Source organism: Rummeliibacillus sp. JY-2-4R, from assembly GCF_053847205.1.
This window is the reverse complement of record NZ_CM132623.1, coordinates 3812729-3827908: the sequence shown is the minus strand read 5'-3', so window position 1 is coordinate 3827908 and position 15180 is coordinate 3812729. Positions and strand designations below refer to the sequence as shown.

Annotated in this window: 17 protein-coding genes and 1 riboswitch; of the genes, 10 read left to right on the top strand and 7 right to left on the bottom strand. The window is 35.4% G+C overall.

Annotated features, from left to right (window positions below):
- The first annotated feature begins 68 nt into the window (after positions 1-68).
- The 3 genes from ACWV26_RS18780 (at position 69) to ACWV26_RS18770 (ending at position 1717) form a co-directional block, all read left to right on the top strand.
- Positions 69-245: a hypothetical protein gene (locus tag ACWV26_RS18780; protein ID WP_455896189.1), complete on the top strand. Its 177-nt coding sequence runs from the start codon at positions 69-71 to the stop codon at positions 243-245.
- 50 nt (positions 246-295) lie between these two features.
- The gene (locus ACWV26_RS18775; RefSeq protein ID WP_455896188.1) at positions 296-718 is read left to right on the top strand and encodes a GyrI-like domain-containing protein; all 423 of its coding nucleotides are present in this window, start codon (positions 296-298) and stop codon (positions 716-718) included.
- 150 nt (positions 719-868) lie between these two features.
- On the top strand, positions 869-1717 hold the full coding sequence (locus ACWV26_RS18770; protein WP_455898301.1) for a DMT family transporter: 849 nt from the start codon (positions 869-871) through the stop codon (positions 1715-1717).
- A gap of 53 nt (positions 1718-1770) precedes the next feature.
- Here ACWV26_RS18770 and ACWV26_RS18765 read toward each other — a convergent pair whose 3' ends face one another.
- From ACWV26_RS18765 to asnB, 6 genes are all read right to left on the bottom strand, one after another.
- Complete coding sequence (locus ACWV26_RS18765; protein ID WP_455896187.1) at positions 1771-2208, bottom strand: GNAT family N-acetyltransferase; 438 nt, start codon at positions 2206-2208, stop codon at positions 1771-1773.
- Between the two features lie 110 nt (positions 2209-2318).
- Positions 2319-2633, bottom strand: a complete 315-nt coding sequence (locus ACWV26_RS18760) for a DMT family transporter (protein WP_455896186.1) — start codon at positions 2631-2633, stop codon at positions 2319-2321.
- Positions 2633-2971, bottom strand: a complete 339-nt coding sequence (locus tag ACWV26_RS18755) for a DMT family transporter (protein WP_455896185.1) — start codon at positions 2969-2971, stop codon at positions 2633-2635. The genes ACWV26_RS18760 and ACWV26_RS18755 overlap by 1 nt, the downstream gene beginning before the upstream one ends.
- A 56-nt stretch (positions 2972-3027) precedes the next feature.
- Positions 3028-3127: riboswitch (guanidine-I (ykkC/yxkD leader) on the bottom strand.
- A gap of 32 nt (positions 3128-3159) precedes the next feature.
- The gene (locus tag ACWV26_RS18750) at positions 3160-3519 is read right to left on the bottom strand and encodes a GIY-YIG nuclease family protein (RefSeq protein ID WP_455896184.1); all 360 of its coding nucleotides are present in this window, start codon (positions 3517-3519) and stop codon (positions 3160-3162) included.
- A gap of 30 nt (positions 3520-3549) precedes the next feature.
- A complete protein-coding gene (locus ACWV26_RS18745) occupies positions 3550-4299 on the bottom strand; it encodes a DUF2087 domain-containing protein (RefSeq protein WP_455896183.1) in 750 nt (249 codons plus the stop codon).
- Positions 4300-4376: 77 nt separating this feature from the next.
- The gene (gene asnB, locus ACWV26_RS18740) at positions 4377-6215 is read right to left on the bottom strand and encodes an asparagine synthase (glutamine-hydrolyzing) (RefSeq protein ID WP_455896182.1); all 1839 of its coding nucleotides are present in this window, start codon (positions 6213-6215) and stop codon (positions 4377-4379) included.
- A gap of 230 nt (positions 6216-6445) precedes the next feature.
- Between asnB and ACWV26_RS18735 the strand changes: the two genes are divergently transcribed.
- The 3 genes from ACWV26_RS18735 (at position 6446) to ACWV26_RS18725 (ending at position 9889) form a co-directional block, all read left to right on the top strand.
- The gene (locus ACWV26_RS18735; protein ID WP_455896181.1) at positions 6446-7375 is read left to right on the top strand and encodes a 1,4-dihydroxy-2-naphthoate polyprenyltransferase; all 930 of its coding nucleotides are present in this window, start codon (positions 6446-6448) and stop codon (positions 7373-7375) included.
- Between the two features lie 191 nt (positions 7376-7566).
- Entirely contained in the window at positions 7567-8964 is a 1398-nt protein-coding gene (locus ACWV26_RS18730; RefSeq protein WP_455896180.1) for an MATE family efflux transporter, read from the top strand.
- Positions 8965-9037: 73 nt separating this feature from the next.
- On the top strand, positions 9038-9889 hold the full coding sequence (locus ACWV26_RS18725) for a putative RNA methyltransferase (RefSeq protein ID WP_455896179.1): 852 nt from the start codon (positions 9038-9040) through the stop codon (positions 9887-9889).
- A gap of 21 nt (positions 9890-9910) precedes the next feature.
- On the opposite strand, the gene ACWV26_RS18720 is transcribed toward ACWV26_RS18725, so the two are convergent.
- Positions 9911-10384 (bottom strand): VanZ family protein, encoded by a 474-nt coding sequence (locus tag ACWV26_RS18720; protein WP_455896178.1) that lies wholly within the window; start codon positions 10382-10384, stop codon positions 9911-9913.
- Positions 10385-10520: 136 nt separating this feature from the next.
- Here ACWV26_RS18720 and ACWV26_RS18715 point away from each other — a divergent pair, with 136 nt between their 5' ends.
- The 4 genes from ACWV26_RS18715 (at position 10521) to ACWV26_RS18700 (ending at position 14921) form a co-directional block, all read left to right on the top strand.
- Positions 10521-11513 (top strand): SEC-C metal-binding domain-containing protein, encoded by a 993-nt coding sequence (locus ACWV26_RS18715; RefSeq protein WP_455896177.1) that lies wholly within the window; start codon positions 10521-10523, stop codon positions 11511-11513.
- 280 nt (positions 11514-11793) lie between these two features.
- Positions 11794-13029, top strand: coding sequence for an acyl-CoA dehydrogenase family protein (locus ACWV26_RS18710; protein ID WP_455896176.1), 1236 nt, complete (start codon positions 11794-11796; stop codon positions 13027-13029).
- Positions 13029-13805, top strand: a complete 777-nt coding sequence (locus ACWV26_RS18705) for an SDR family oxidoreductase (protein ID WP_455896175.1) — start codon at positions 13029-13031, stop codon at positions 13803-13805. The genes ACWV26_RS18710 and ACWV26_RS18705 overlap by 1 nt, the downstream gene beginning before the upstream one ends.
- A 105-nt stretch (positions 13806-13910) precedes the next feature.
- On the top strand, positions 13911-14921 hold the full coding sequence (locus ACWV26_RS18700) for a GTPase (protein WP_455896174.1): 1011 nt from the start codon (positions 13911-13913) through the stop codon (positions 14919-14921).
- Positions 14922-15180 lie beyond the last annotated feature (259 nt).

Below are 15180 nucleotides of genomic sequence, written 5' to 3'. Positions count from 1 at the left end.
GAATGAAGTAAGAACTGTACATTCTAGAAAACGTAATATCATTCACGCATAAGGAGGCAAGAAATCCAATGAGATTATTTGTATTTTATGCGGGGTTAATATTATTAATTATGGGCTTAGCGCATCCTCTTGGTATTGTAGAAGCTAATTTCTTTAAATATATTTTATATATAGGCATTATTGCTTTTGCTATTGGCGTATTAATGCTACCTAGTAAAATGGAACAAAAGAGAGACAAAAGCTAATTAGGTTGGGATTCCCTTTTAGTACGATGGTGAATTGAGGTGTCTATTAAATGTTTGCGCGATTCGAAGAAATTGAAGGTTTTATTGTTAAAGGATTCGCAGTTCAAAGTGGAAATCGGGTAGATGTTCCTGTCTTATGGAATAAACTTGAACATGAATTAAAAAAGATGAATTCAAGGCCTAAAACTTCATATGGTGTTTGTGTATCAATGAATGATGATGGATTGCATTACGTAGCAGGCTTAGTTACAAATGCTGTAAAAGGTATGCACGCTCCTGATCAAGTATTAATCTCTGCAGGCCGCTATTTGGTCGGAATTGTAGAGAAGGGCATCGAAGAAATCCCAGAAAGTTTTGAGGCATTATTAAGCGTAAAAGGAATTAGCTTCAGGAAAGCTCCGTGTTTTGAAAAATACCATATTCATGAGAAGATAGAAAATAATGAAATAGAGCTTTGGATTCCTATCGAATAGACACATGAAGAGAGCTACAGAAAAAGTTCTGTAGCTTTTTTGTTTTGGGCAGTAGTTTTATTATAGAAAATGTTATGATTAATCAAAATTAGGATTTAAATAAAGTGAGGGAGTTTTAGGTTGGATGTATCTATAACGGCAATATTGAAAATGACCATTGCGATGGCGATATTTGGCTCCATTGGTTTCTTTACAGTGAACACAGGAATCCCTGCAGAAGAACTCGTTTTTATACGTTGTATCTGTGCGACGGTTTTTCTTGGTGGGATGTGGCTATATACTGGTACATATAAGGTGGAAAAGTGGTCTAAAAGAGAAGTCCTTCAAACAATCATCTGTGGCGTATTTATTGTACTTAATTGGGTGTTTTTGTTTAAAGCATTTGAAGAAATGTCCATCTCAATAGCTATTTCAATTTATAATTTAGCGCCAATTTTTGTTCTCATTTTAGGGAGCTTATTTCTAAAAGAAAAGATGTCACTTAGCTCTATAATCGCGATTGTTGTATGTTTTTTAGGTAGTGTATTAATTATTGGCATGAAGGAATTTACATCATTATCGGCATTATTTAATTCTGGTTTTGTTTGGGCAATTCTCTCTGCATTTTGCTATGCAATGACCATGTTTTTAGGAAAGGGTATTGCGCAATTAAGTTCTTATGCAATGACCTTTATTCAGACAACAGTTGGGATAGTGATGTTGTTACCTTTCATGGATTTTAGTGTTTTTCATGGTTTGACGGGCTGGAATTGGTTTTATATCTTGGGAACAGGTTTAATCCACACAGGTTTTGTATACTATTTATTCTTTGATAGTCTACGAAATTTACCGACTATCATTGTCTCAGCGTTAGTGTTTGTCGATCCAGTTGTTGCAATTTTACTAGATATCTTACTATTAGAATTTAGACCAACTCTATGGCAAACACTCGGTATTTTTCTTATATTCGGGGGTATTATTTATACTTTAGTGAAACCAAAGAAGACTACTACATCCTAAAAAAGGCTATCTTCAATGTATGATTAATTATTGAAGATAGCTGTTATGATATTTTATGCGAATGTTTTAACCATTAATACGTGTTCAATACCAGCATCAAGGAAGACATCAGATTTTACTTCGTAGCCTAATTTTTCATAAAATCCTTGTGCTTGTACTTGTCCATCAAGTTTTACTTTTGAAGCGCCAAGTTCTTTTGCTTTTTCTTCTAAAGCTTGGATGATGATTTTACCAATCCCATGTGAACGATACTCTTCTAATACCGCTACACGTTGGATTTTACCAACACCTTCAATTATGCGAATGCGGCCTGTACCGATTGCTTTATTATCATCAGTTGTCACAAGGAAATGATGGCATTCACCATCAAGATGGTCATAAGAATCGATTTCTTCTTCTTGAGGAACTTTTTGTTCTTCTACAAAAACTTTCAACCGAATATCAAATTCTCTTTGCAAGTCTTCTTGTGTTGTCACTTCAAATACGTTCACATTGATCTTCCTCTCTTAAAATAATGCTCTGTTGCATATTATATATGAAAAAATTCAGAAAGTAGAGTAATAAAGTAAGAGATTTTTAGTGGCTTTATTAAAATTTACGATTAAGAGAGTAATTTTAAGCCTATTGTAGAAATCAGAATCATGGCGATAAATAGTATTCGTTTCCAATCTTTCGATTCACCAAAGAACAGCATACCGATTAAAGCTCCACCTGAAGCACCAATACCAGTCCAAACTGCATATGCGGTACTCATGGATACAGTATTCATGGCATATGAAAGGAGTAGAAGACTAAGTCCAAAACTAAGGATTAATAATAGTATAGTAGAGATATTCTTTTTTTCTTGCCAACGATTCATCATAGCGACACCAAAAACTTCGCAAAAGCCCGCCACAATAATTGCAATCCATGCCATTATGAAGCACCATCCTTTGTTTCTTTTGTAGTGACGGTTTTTAGGCCGATAACACCTATTAATAGGATGACTAGCAATAGAATTTTAGAAAAGCTGAGTGATTCACCGAATAATAGTACATCAACAAGTACTGTACCGGCAGTTCCAAGTCCTACAAAAACAGTATACGCGGTGCCTACTGGTAAATAACGCCCCGCAAGTAATAGTAGATAAAAGGTTAGTGCTGCTGCAAAGAATGTTATTCCATAAGCAAAAAAACTATGTGAGTGCTTTAAACCAACGACCCAAAATAATTCACATAAAACAGCTAGCAAAACGATCAACCAGTGTTTGTTCAAAATACATCATCCTTTCTATACAGAAAAAAGCCTGAGAGATAACTGAATTAATCAGTGTCTCCCAGGCTTTTATCCTTCCGTGGCATAGCAACAGCGCTATGAGATTTCTCTCGGACCAGACCAAGCAGCGCTTGCGGAACCCTAGAAATCATAGTTGCTATTCAATTGGTTATATCTTATCAAATGGGTTACTGGATTTCAACTACTTTGTTGTACCCTTTGCTCCCAAATGGTTGTAGCTTCTCAATCCATTTTAGCTCTAGCTTTTCGAGTTCTTTCTTTTCATCGAAGTAACCTTTTTCAGGTTTTTTAAGCATTTCGACTGTTTCAATGGTAAAGGCATCTGAACCAAATTGATTCCATTCTTTTTGAAGTAATGGGTTGGTAAAAGTGTTTGTTTTAAGTTGGAATTTCAATCCGTTTAGGCGTTTAAGGTTGTTGAAGCTACCGATGTAGATTTTACCATTTACTCTGTTTGTTATTTTAAAGACACCTGATTGAATAGGGATTTCTTTGTATTGTTCTTTGAGCTCTTTTTTATGATCCATTGTGAGAACCCTGCTTTCTTTAAAAGTAGTTTATTTTTTTACCCAATATTCACTGCCATCTTCTTTGCGGTCTATGAAGCCATATTCGATTAGGTATCGTCGAATTTGCACATAGTCTTCATGATAGGTTTTTAAAATCTCGTTTAGCTCTTTTTCTGTATAGATTATATCTTTTGATAGGTGAGAAGTGATTTCTCTAAGTATGACAATTTTATGCTTCTCCTTTTTGGGAAATCTTAAGATAGCTTTATCTGAACCATCTGGGAAATACTTTGCGATTAGTTCTTGTTGTTCTTTATTGGTAATATTGTAACGTTCGTCTACCATTGTTGCTGTAGATTCAATTGGTACGAATTCATTAGTAGTATCTTTTTCTCTTAATAATTCCATCATTGTTAAAAAGGTTTTTGCTTGCCGTTCTTTTTCTTTTAATGCAAAGCGATGTTGTCGAATGGTTGAGACACTACCAATTTCCAGCTCGTTTTGTATTTCACGATCTGTTTTGCCGGAATAGAAAAGACGAAGTAAGTTTGTTTGATGTTCTGTTAACCCTGTCATTCTCTTATTTAAATTAATGAGATGGTCAAAAACTGATGTATGTTCGTCTTTAACATGTGTTTGCATCATTTTCTTTGCTTCAAATAATTGTTCATTATATGGATAGATAATGCCCTTTTCTATTTTTTTGCTACATAATAAGCAAGTAAAGTAATGCTCCTCTTCTGTGTATCCTTTTTTGAGTTCTTGAATAGATGCGTTTTCGAATAACTCTGTGCCCATTGTACAACCCCTTTTATAAACGTCTATATATATTGTTTGGTTTTATATAAACATATTATATATATGTTTATAAAATGTCAATTTGTTAGGTTGATATTGTACTCTTCAAACCATATATGAGTTTGAATAAGGTATGCGAGTAATTGAGGTCCTGTCATTAATTGGCCAAACCAAGGAGCTGTAAAGGATGAACCACCTGTTTCAATCAATGACTCCAGTTGTTTGTTGTTAAAAAACTCAAGAAGAACTGAATTTTTGTTTTGCAAAATAGAGGAGAGCCATTTGCCGACGCCTTCTGTATAAGCAGGATTATGCGTTTTTGGGTATGGATTTTTTTTACGGTATAGAACTTCATTTGGCAACAAATCTTCCATAGCCTTTCTTAAGACACCTTTCTCCATATTTCCACAATTTTTTATTTCCCAGGGAATATTCCATACATATTCGACAAGGCGGTGATCTGCAAATGGAACTCGTACTTCAAGTCCAGCACGCATGGTTGTGCGATCTTTTCTGTCTAGTAATGTCGGCATAAACCATGTCATATTCAAATAAAAAAGTTCTCTTCTTTTTGCATCATTTGGAGATTCGTTCTCTAAAATAGGTGTTTCTTTTCTAGCAACATCGTATGCTTGCTGTACATATTCTTCTATATTAAGTCTTTGACGCCATTCGGGTCTTAATAAATTAATTCGTTCCTTGGTCGAACGCATCCAGGGGAAACCTTCAGTATTTTTGTCATAGAACCATGGATAACCACCGAAAATTTCATCTGCACATTCTCCAGATAGACTTACTTTAAACGTTTCTTTAATCTGTTTACTAAACCACAGAAGGGAAGAGTCAATATCGGCCATTCCTGGCATATCCTTTGCATAGACAGACTCTGTTAGTTCCTTAATAAGTGTTTCTTGAGGGATTACTTTTGAGTGATGGATTGTATGGAAGACTGTAGACATTTTATCAATCCAGAAAGTGTCGTCGGATCGTTGAAAGTGATTTGCTTTAAAAAATTGTGCATTGTCTTCATAATTGATGGAGTACGTATGGAGAGGTGATTTGTCAGTACCTTTAAATTTATTTGCGGCGATAGCTGTAATAATACTAGAGTCAAGTCCACCCGATAATAAGGTGCAGATCGGCACATCTGATACAAGTTGTCGTTCCACAGCGTCAACAACTAAATCTTTGACATTTGCAACTGTTTCATCAAAGGAATCTTCGTGTATTTTACTTTTCACATTCCAGTAACGGCTTATTTTCAGGCCGTTTAAATCATATTTTAAGAAGTGACCTGGCCGGAGTTCTTGGATATGCTTGTAAATAGTTTTGCCTGGAGTATGAGAAGGACCTAAACCAAATAATTCTGCTAAACCTTCATATCCAACATTAGCGGGCACATCGGGATGGGCAAGTAATGCTTTTATCTCTGAAGCAAAAAGTAAATGGTCTTGTGTATGACTATAATATAAAGGTTTAACACCGAGTCGATCACGGACAAGTATCAAACTTTTATCTTTCTCATCCCAAATACCTAAAGCAAAGATACCATTAATCTTTTCGACAAATTGTTCACGCCATTCTATATATGAAACAAGCAAAACTTCTGTGTCTGAAGTTGTATGAAAGTGATATCCTCTTTGTTGCAACTCTTTTCGCAATTCATCAGTGTTATACAATTCACCGTTGTAAGTAATAGTGTAAAGGCGCCCTTCTTTTTCATAACTCATCGGTTGTTTGCCGCCTTCTAAGTCAATAATGGATAAACGTTGATGTCCAAAGGCTATTGGTCCATCAATCCAAAATCCATCTGCATCTGGCCCTCTTTGTTGTAGTGTTTTCGTCATCGTATGTAATAAGGATTGTTGTGTTGATAAGTCCTTTTTAAAGTTGCACCATCCTGTAATTCCACACATATACTCACATCCCCCTTCGTTTTCATTCTGCATTATATGTAAAAGTAACAAAAAAATAGCATAAAAATTAAATAGTGATTCAAAAAAATTGTGAGATGAAATGATAGATTTTCCAATATAGAATATCTTATTTCAAATGATATTTATGATTTCCAAAAGTAATTTTGGCATAGATGAGAAAAATCAGTTAAGATTAGTAGTTGTATATAAAGATTGAAAGGAAGTAGATTATGAGTAAAAATCGTAATCAACAGATCGAGGAGATCAGTACTGCGAAACTTATGTGGCAACTAACGCGTCCTCATACGCTAACTGCTACATTTTCCCCAGTTATTTTAGGGACAGTACTTGCTATGTTCGATGTCAAAATAAATTGGTTACTATTTATCGCAATGCTTGTTTGCTGTTTATGTCTTCAAATCGCGACAAACTTATTTAACGAATACTACGATTTTAAACGTGGATTAGATACAGCTGAATCTGTTGGAATTGGTGGCGCATTAGTTCGCCACGGAACAAAACCTCAAACTGTATTAAACTTTGCATTATTACTTTATGCCATTGCAGTTGTGTTAGGTATTTATATTTGTATAAGTAGTAGTTGGTGGCTTGTTGCCATAGGTGTAGCAGGGATGGCAATTGGTTATTTATATACAGGAGGGCCACATCCGATTGCATATACTCCTTTTGGAGAATTATTTGCAGGGCTTAGTATGGGTTTTGCCTTTGTATTGATTTCTTACTTTATACAAGCTGGTACAGTTAGCATGACTAGTGTGCTTGTCTCAATCCCTGTTGGAATACTAGTTGGTGGCATTAATATGTCCAATAATATTCGTGATATTAAAGAAGATACTATTGGTGGTCGAAAAACATTAGCCATTCTTTTGGGGCGTGAAAAGGCAATCACTCTTTTAGCCCTATCATTTGTGGTTTCTTATTTATGGATGATTGTATTAATTGTGATGGGAATTGTTAGTCCTTGGTTATTAGTTGTGCTAGTAAGTATCAAAAAACCGATAACAGCTATTAAGAGCTTTAGAGAAGGAGAACATGAACCTGCAAAACAAGGTCTTGCCATGAAGTCTACAGCGATAACCAATACACTTTACGGTTTACTTTCATCATTAGGCTTATTAATAAGTTACTTTGTGTCTTAAATTTGAAAATGGTTAGCAAAGCGCTTTCATGTTGATAACTGGGGCGTATAAGAAATTTATATAAGCATAATATTAAATTCGCTGAGAAATCAGCGGATTTTTTTTTCAAAAACTTATAGCTAGGCACCTAATGATGTGATAGTATACGTTTTGTTTGAAAATTTGAGAATGAAAAGGAGATTGGCGAAAATATGGAACAAGTTTTAAGAAAAAAGGAAAAGTTAAGCTTATTCCATTTAACATGGCCCATTTTTTTAGAAGTTCTTTTATTTACTTTAATGGGCGTAGCAGATACGTTTATGCTAAGCGCTCTTGCTGATGATGCAGTGGCCGGTGTTGGTGCAGCTAATCAATTTATTCAAATAACGATTCTCATATTAGAAGTAATCGGTAATGGTGCCTCTATTGTTGTAGCTCAATATTTAGGATCTAGACGGTTCGAAGAGGTTCCTAAAATAACTGCAGTGGCTATCACTATGAACCTTGTAATTGGACTTTTATTGAGCTTGTTTTTTGTTTTTTTCTCCAAACAAATGATGACTGCAATGAATTTGCATGGTGATGTACTGATTTATGCAGATAAATATTTGGTTATAATCGGCGGTGGAATATTCCTCCAAGCATTGATCAATGCAACAGCAGCAATAGTACGTGTACATGGCTGGACTAGACAAACAATGTACGTATCTGTTGCCATGAATGTACTACATATTACCTTTAATTATATTTTAATTTTTGGTAAATTTGGATTCCCAGAGTTAGGCGTTCAAGGTGCAGCAATTTCCTCTATTATTAGTCGATCTATCGCATTAGTTGCGTTTTTCTGGCTTTTATACCAAGTAATGGAGTTTAAAATTGACTTTAAATATTATTTAGCTTTACCAAAAGAATATATTAAAAAAATTTTAGATATCGGTGTACCTTCTGCTCTTGAACAAGTGCTTTATCAAGGATGCCAAATTACATTCTTGTATTATATTACGTATTTAGGTGCCGAATCTTTAGCAGCACGCCAATATGCTTATAATATTTCGATGTTTACGTATTTATTTGCTATGGCAATTGGCTCTGGCACTGCAATTATAGTAGGCAGATATGTAGGGGCAAAACGTGCAGATGATGCGTATAAACAGCTATGGAGTAGTGTGAAGTGGGCGATTGGTTTTACGCTTGTAATGGTTGCATTCGTGATGGCTTTTCGATATCCACTTATGCGAATTTTTACTGATAATCCTGAAGTAATTCGAATCGGTACATCTGTCTTGCTATTAAGTATCGTACTCGAAACAGGGAGAACATTTAACATTACGATTATAAACACATTACGTGCTGCAGGGGATGCAAGGTTTCCAGTTATTATAGGATTCTTCTCTATGGTTTGTATGAGTTTGACCTTAGGTTACTTTTTTGTGTTCAACTTACATTTTGGTTTAGTTGGTGTTTGGCTTGCTATAGCAGCAGACGAATGGTGCCGAGCAATAATTGTATTCTTTAGATGGAAGAGCCGTAAGTGGGAAAAGTATTCACTTGTTTCACCGAATAAAGAAAAACTTTTACCAACAGAAAATCCAGTTCCTTCTTTAAAGTAACGCTAGTATTTTCTCCTTGTTGTAAATTGTAGTGTATACTGATGGAAGCGAAGAAGGTAATCGAGGTGTTTTTGTGTCATTATCAAAAAGAGAAATAAGTGCAAATTATATGCGAGAACAACAAACAATCTTTGCTTGTCCTGTTTGTCATAAGGAAATGACAGTAGCGCAATGTGTGGTTACTTGTGAAAATCGCCATACATTTGATGTTGCAAAACAAGGATACGTGAACTTTATGACTCATCCGGCTACGTCTATGTATGGAAAGGATTTGTTTGAAGCTCGTAAACAAATAATCGAAAGTGGACTTTATACACCGTTGTATAACTATATCTTAGATATACTAAAATCATTTGGACGGAATATAAATGTTTTAGATACAGGATGCGGAGAAGGATCACATTTAGCACTCATCAAAAAACAGTTTGATGAAGGAAACAAACAAAATATGGTCGGAGTAGGGATTGATATCGCAAAAGAGGGGATCATTGCGGCAAGTCGGAATTATGAAGGTATGATATGGTGCGTAGGCGATTTAGCAAAAAGCCCCTTTCAAGAGGCTAGCTTTGATGCTATTTTAAATATTTTATCACCTGCAAATTATACAGAATTTAGACGACTTTTAAAGCCTGATGGAATTGTTATTAAAGTAGTACCGCAAAGTGGATATCTAAAGCAACTAAGAGAATTATTCTTTGCAGATTCAGACAAAGAGTCCTATTCAAATAATCTCACTGTAGACCGCTTTAAAGAAAACTTTAGTGAAGTATCCATTAATCGAATCACTCGAACAGTCAATTTAATGCCGAACCTTGTCCTAATGCTATTGCATATGACACCGATGGGCTGGCATCAAACAGCAACTTTTGATCAATCAAAAGTTGAAGAAATAACAATTGACTTAGATGTTTTAATTGGCAAATAGTTATAGAAAAATCCACAGAAGTTATTCTTCTGTGGATTTTCTTTTTAAGAGTGAATGAATACATTTGAAAACTACTACTAATATAATGGCGCCAATCGTATCTAATAACACATCTTGATAAGAAGATGTACGACCAGCAGTAAAAGATTGATGGAATTCATCAATTGCTGCAATTAGAAAAGTCATCAATATTGCAATGAGAAATCTAAATTTTTTACGGGGAAGTGCAATATAAATTGCCATACCAATAGCTCCAAACGTAAAGAAATGGGTTGCCTTACGAACCAAAAACTCAAGAAAATAATAATAGCCACGTGTAGCAACAGAAATTTCCATACCGTAATAGTGAAAATGAAGTTGTGATATATACGATTCATATGGCTTATTAGGCAAAAATTCTTGTAATGAGGGTACAATTGATTGCTGATTATAAGTTTGACTAGATGAGATAAAAATGGCTAACAATAATATGAGAAGTGGAATAAATTTTTTCATAATAAAACCGTACCACACTTATGCCATGATTTCATGATGTTTGAAATAAAAAAGTAGACTATGGATGCAAACTTTAGATAATGAGAGAAAAATGATATGCTAAAAAAGCACTTTATAATTAAAAGGACGTGTTAAAATGCCAGGACGTAACGATCCCTGTCCATGTGGTAGTGGTAAAAAGTACAAAAAATGCTGTGCTCTAAAAGAAGCTGTAACAGTTGAAGAGGTATATGAGGAAGAGTTAGAAAGAATCTTACAAACATTTTATGATGTCTATCCTTTAAGAAAAGACTATAAATCATATATAGATTTTGCAGACAATTGGCATAAAATGCTTGATAGCTATTTAATCGAAGATATGATAGATGCTGTCGCTATGGATGTCTTTTTCTTCCATGAAAGAACTGATATTTGGGATTACTATTTGCAAAAGGTGAAAAAAGAAACGGTACGTCCATCTACATTAGAAGTGATTGAAACGTGGAATCATCCAACAATGATCATTGCTAAAGTAGTGGATGTTGAAGAGAACTATATGGTTGTTCAAAACATTTTAACAAATGAAATGTTCCATCTACGTAGAGAAGGGGAAAAACCTGTCCCAGTTGATGTTCATGTATTCTGTTTTACATTACCTGATGGCTCTAAAATGGAAAATCACTTCTTAGCCGTTTCAAGTATGATTTTCTTCCCAAAAGATCATCAAGAAGTATTCGAAAAGGTAACAGCCAATTTTAAAGAGCAGGATCAATTGGACGAACAAGCATTTTGGAAGGAGCATTCTCTAACTCTATGGAAGGAGCTTGGGGAACATGGATTTGAGGGTGGAGAGTTTACTGATTTTGAAGCAGATGTATTCTTAAAAGTTCTTGAGTTTTTGGAAGCTCGTAACCGCGATCCAAAAACTGTATTAGATATTGTGGAAGATTATGTAGTAGAACGACAACCTAAAGCTCGTAAAGCAGTCGCTATTGCTGCTGGCGCTATTCGTTTTGGCGGAGAAGTGGGTCTATTTGATCCGATTGAAATAACAGTCAAAGATTTAGCAGATGAGTTCGGTGTTTCTACATCATCATTAAACAAATATTATAACGAATTAAAAGAATACTACGAAAGTAAAAATGCGTAGTAAATAGCAATAAAACTAGAACTGTCCATTATTTACTAAAAATATAGTATTCAAGTGTTGCTTTTCTATTTTTAATAGAAGGGCAATTTTTTTTATTGCACAGTTTGGATAGTTATTTTCCTTTTGAAGTCATAATAATCCCCCCAAGTTTATAAAATAACTTAGTTAATGCATGATTCCCAATTTCCGAAATTCACAGAAAAAAATATGGATAGCCATTGATCTCAACAATTTCATAATCGGTAAAAGGGGATTAGCAGTTAAAAAGGGGGAGAAGAATATGGATTTTGCGTATTCAAACAAAGTGGTTACACTTCAAGAAAAGCTTACAACATTTATGGAGGAATATGTATATCCAAATGAGGCAGTATATGCTGAACAACTACAACAAGAAAATGGTTTTATCTCAATTCCGCCGATTATTGAGGAACTAAAATCAAAGGCAAAAGAACAGGGGCTTTGGAATTTATTTTTGCCAAATGGAGAATATGGTGTAGGACTGACAAATCTAGAATATGCGCCTCTTTGCGAAATTATGGGCCGTTCGTTGATTGCTCCAGAAATCTTCAACTGTAACGCCCCTGACTCAGGCATTATGGAGATATTGGTTCGTTATGGAACTGAACAGCAGAAGAAACACTGGCTTGAACCACTCTTAAAAGCTAAGATTCGCTCTTGTTTTGCTATGACAGAACCAGATGTTACTTCAAGCGAGTTAACCAATTTAGAAGCAAGTATTGAACGTGATGGGGATGAATATGTTTTAAATGGACGTAAGTCGTGGACTACAGGTGGGAGCAATCCACTTTGTAAAATTGCCATTTTCACAGCAAAACATAAAGAAACGGATGCTCCACTTCATGAACAACTTTCTATGATTCTAGTGCCTATGGATACTCCAGGGATCAAAATAGAAAAAATGCAGTCAGTATTTGGCTATGATCATGCACCAGAAGGGTATGCAGAAGTAACGTTTAACAACGTAAGGGTGCCCGTAGAAAATATGATTTGGGGGGAAGGAAAAGGATTTACCATCGCGCAAAGGTATTTAGCACAAGAAAGAATCCACCATTCCATGCGTTTAATCGGTGCTGCAGAGCGAGCATTGGAGGACATGTGCATTCGAGTGCAAGAACGTACAACTCTTAATCATACATTAAGCAAGCAAGGGGTGATTCGTGAACGTATAGCAGAGTCTCGCATTGAAATAGAACAAGCGCGTCTACTAACGCTAAAAGCAGCTTATATGATGGATACAGTTGGTAATAAAGAGTCAAAAGCAGATATTGCTATGATTAAAGTGACTGCACCAAATGTGGCTATCCGTGTAATTGACCGTGCAATACAAGCATTTGGAGTTGCGGGTGTAAGTTCTGATTTTACGTTAGCGGCACATTGGGCAAACTCCCGTACAATACGATTGGCAGATGGACCAGATGAATTACATCGAAATCAGATTGCGAAAATTGAACTAAAAAAACACCAATCAAAAGTAAATACAGGGGAGCGAGTATAGTGGCCATATTCGAATTGTTTAGCTTACAAGGAAAAACAGCAATTATTACAGGTGGAGGAAGAGGATTAGGTGCTCAAATTGCTCAAGGTTTTGCAGAAGCAGGAGCAAATGTCGTACTTTGTTCTAGAAAAGTTGAAGCATGTGAGGAAAAGGCAGAAGAATTAAAAAGATTAGGAGTTCAAGCGATTGGCATAGCGTGTGATGTGACGAAGCAAACGGAAGTTGAGCGATTAGTACAAGAAGTTATTGAAAGATTCGGCAGTATTGATATCTTGGTAAATAATAGCGGAGCAACTTGGGGGACTTCTGTGGTAGAAATGCCATTTGAGGCTTGGCAAAAAGTAATCGATGTAAATTTAACGGGCACTTTCTTAATGAGCCAGGCAGTTGGTCGTGAAATGATCAAACAGCAATCAGGCAAAATTATTAATATCTCCTCTGTAGCAGGATTAGGCGGAACGCATCCAGAACTAATGGATACTGTAGGCTACAATGCAAGTAAAGGTGCTGTGATTACCTTAACGAAGGATTTAGCTACGAAGTGGGGTAAGTACAATATCAATGTGAATGCTATTGCCCCAGGATTCTTCCCTACGAAAATGTCGAAAGTAACGATTGAAAGAAGTCAAGATTATCTTACACAAGAAACACCACTAGCAAGACTGGGATCAGATGAAGATTTAAAAGGTGCTGCGCTATTCTTAGCCGCTAAAGCTTCTGATTATATTACTGGAGATGTTATAAGGGTTGACGGTGGTTTGACTGCAGTGATTTAGGAAGCTATATAACAAAAGCGCGCAAGTCAAGAATTCAAAAAATTGCAATCCCCTATCAAATCATATAGTTTAAAATTATAAACTATATGCGATAGGGGTGTTTTTATGAATGAATTTAAACCATTTTCCGATGAAGAATTCGATCGAATTTTCGCTGAAAAAACAAAAGAAGTAAACGACCAACTAGATCAAGAAATCCTTATCGCAATGATTGGTGATGTCAATGCAGGAAAATCATCAACAATCAATCGATTAATGGATAAAGACGTAGCACATGTGGGAGCACAACCAGGTGAGACCCAACAAATAAAGAAATATATCTATCAAGATAAGATACTATTTGTAGATACACCTGGATTAGACGATATAAAAGAGGAGAACTCCGCTGTTACAATGGATTTCTATCATCAAGCGGATATCATTTTATTCTTTTTAAATGCAGCAGGTACGGTTCTATCAGAATCAGAACTAGCTTCATTAAAGAAAATTAGTGAAGTGAACAAAGACATCATTATAGTACTGAATAAAATTGATGCAGCAGATGATATACCAAGTCTTGTGAAATATATACAAGACCATACTGATTATGCATATCCAGTTACACCTATTTCTTCACGTACTGGTGAAAACATGGTGATGCTTCAAAATAAGATTTTGGAGCAGTTAGAAAATAAAAAAAAGGAAGTACTGATGGCCAAACATATGGCGGATAAGTCAGCGACCGCAAAGAAATGGATTCTAGGTGCGGGCGCTTCTGCAGCGGCTATCGGAGCAGTGCCTATACCAGGGGCAGACTTTATTCCACTAACTACCTTGCAAGTAGGATTAATGGTCAAATTATCAACACTTTATGATAAGCCTGTTTCAAAAGATCGGGCAAAAGAGATGATTATTGCTACTGTTGTGGGGAATATAGGTAAAACAGTTTTCAGGCAAATTGTAAAGTTTGTGCCGGCAGCTGGAACGGTAGCTGGAGCTAGTATTGCGGGCGCCATGACTATATCACTAGGCTATGCAGTGAAATACGCATATGAACATAATATCGAATTAGAAGCCAAAGTATTAAAACCACTTTATGAAATGTTTTTAAAAGAACAGAAACAGAAAAAGAAATAAATGACTAATAGAGATGTATGCAGAAAATGTGTACATCTCTATTTATTTTAGTGCTACAGCGGTTTGGTCTAAGGATTTTGCCTAAGATGAAATATTGAGAGCACAACTCTGCTATTTGACCTACATCCTGCGTATACTTAAGAATCTAGTCGCAAAAGTCAGATATCGATTAAAAATTGAATGAATTTAGGGTATTTAATAAAAGAATATTTAGAATTATTAATATGCATGGTAAAATAAATCAACTTAGCATTTCAGA

What these genes read in the sequence shown, in the direction of transcription:
- ACWV26_RS18720 (WP_455896178.1), bottom strand. Translation starts at nt 10,384, where the DNA reads ATGAAAAAATTTATTCCACTTCTCATATTATTGTTAGCCATTTTTATC.
- ACWV26_RS18700 (WP_455896174.1), top strand. Translation starts at nt 13,911, where the DNA reads ATGAATGAATTTAAACCATTTTCCGATGAAGAATTCGATCGAATTTTC.
- ACWV26_RS18780 (WP_455896189.1), top strand. Translation starts at nt 69, where the DNA reads ATGAGATTATTTGTATTTTATGCGGGGTTAATATTATTAATTATGGGC.
- ACWV26_RS18715 (WP_455896177.1), top strand. Translation starts at nt 10,521, where the DNA reads ATGCCAGGACGTAACGATCCCTGTCCATGTGGTAGTGGTAAAAAGTAC.
- ACWV26_RS18710 (WP_455896176.1), top strand. Translation starts at nt 11,794, where the DNA reads ATGGATTTTGCGTATTCAAACAAAGTGGTTACACTTCAAGAAAAGCTT.
- ACWV26_RS18775 (WP_455896188.1), top strand. Translation starts at nt 296, where the DNA reads ATGTTTGCGCGATTCGAAGAAATTGAAGGTTTTATTGTTAAAGGATTC.
- ACWV26_RS18760 (WP_455896186.1), bottom strand. Translation starts at nt 2,633, where the DNA reads ATGGCATGGATTGCAATTATTGTGGCGGGCTTTTGCGAAGTTTTTGGT.
- ACWV26_RS18750 (WP_455896184.1), bottom strand. Translation starts at nt 3,519, where the DNA reads ATGGATCATAAAAAAGAGCTCAAAGAACAATACAAAGAAATCCCTATT.
- ACWV26_RS18735 (WP_455896181.1), top strand. Translation starts at nt 6,446, where the DNA reads ATGAGTAAAAATCGTAATCAACAGATCGAGGAGATCAGTACTGCGAAA.
- ACWV26_RS18745 (WP_455896183.1), bottom strand. Translation starts at nt 4,299, where the DNA reads ATGGGCACAGAGTTATTCGAAAACGCATCTATTCAAGAACTCAAAAAA.
- ACWV26_RS18730 (WP_455896180.1), top strand. Translation starts at nt 7,567, where the DNA reads ATGGAACAAGTTTTAAGAAAAAAGGAAAAGTTAAGCTTATTCCATTTA.
- ACWV26_RS18770 (WP_455898301.1), top strand. Translation starts at nt 869, where the DNA reads ATGACCATTGCGATGGCGATATTTGGCTCCATTGGTTTCTTTACAGTG.
- asnB (WP_455896182.1), bottom strand. Translation starts at nt 6,215, where the DNA reads ATGTGTGGAATTACAGGATGGTGCAACTTTAAAAAGGACTTATCAACA.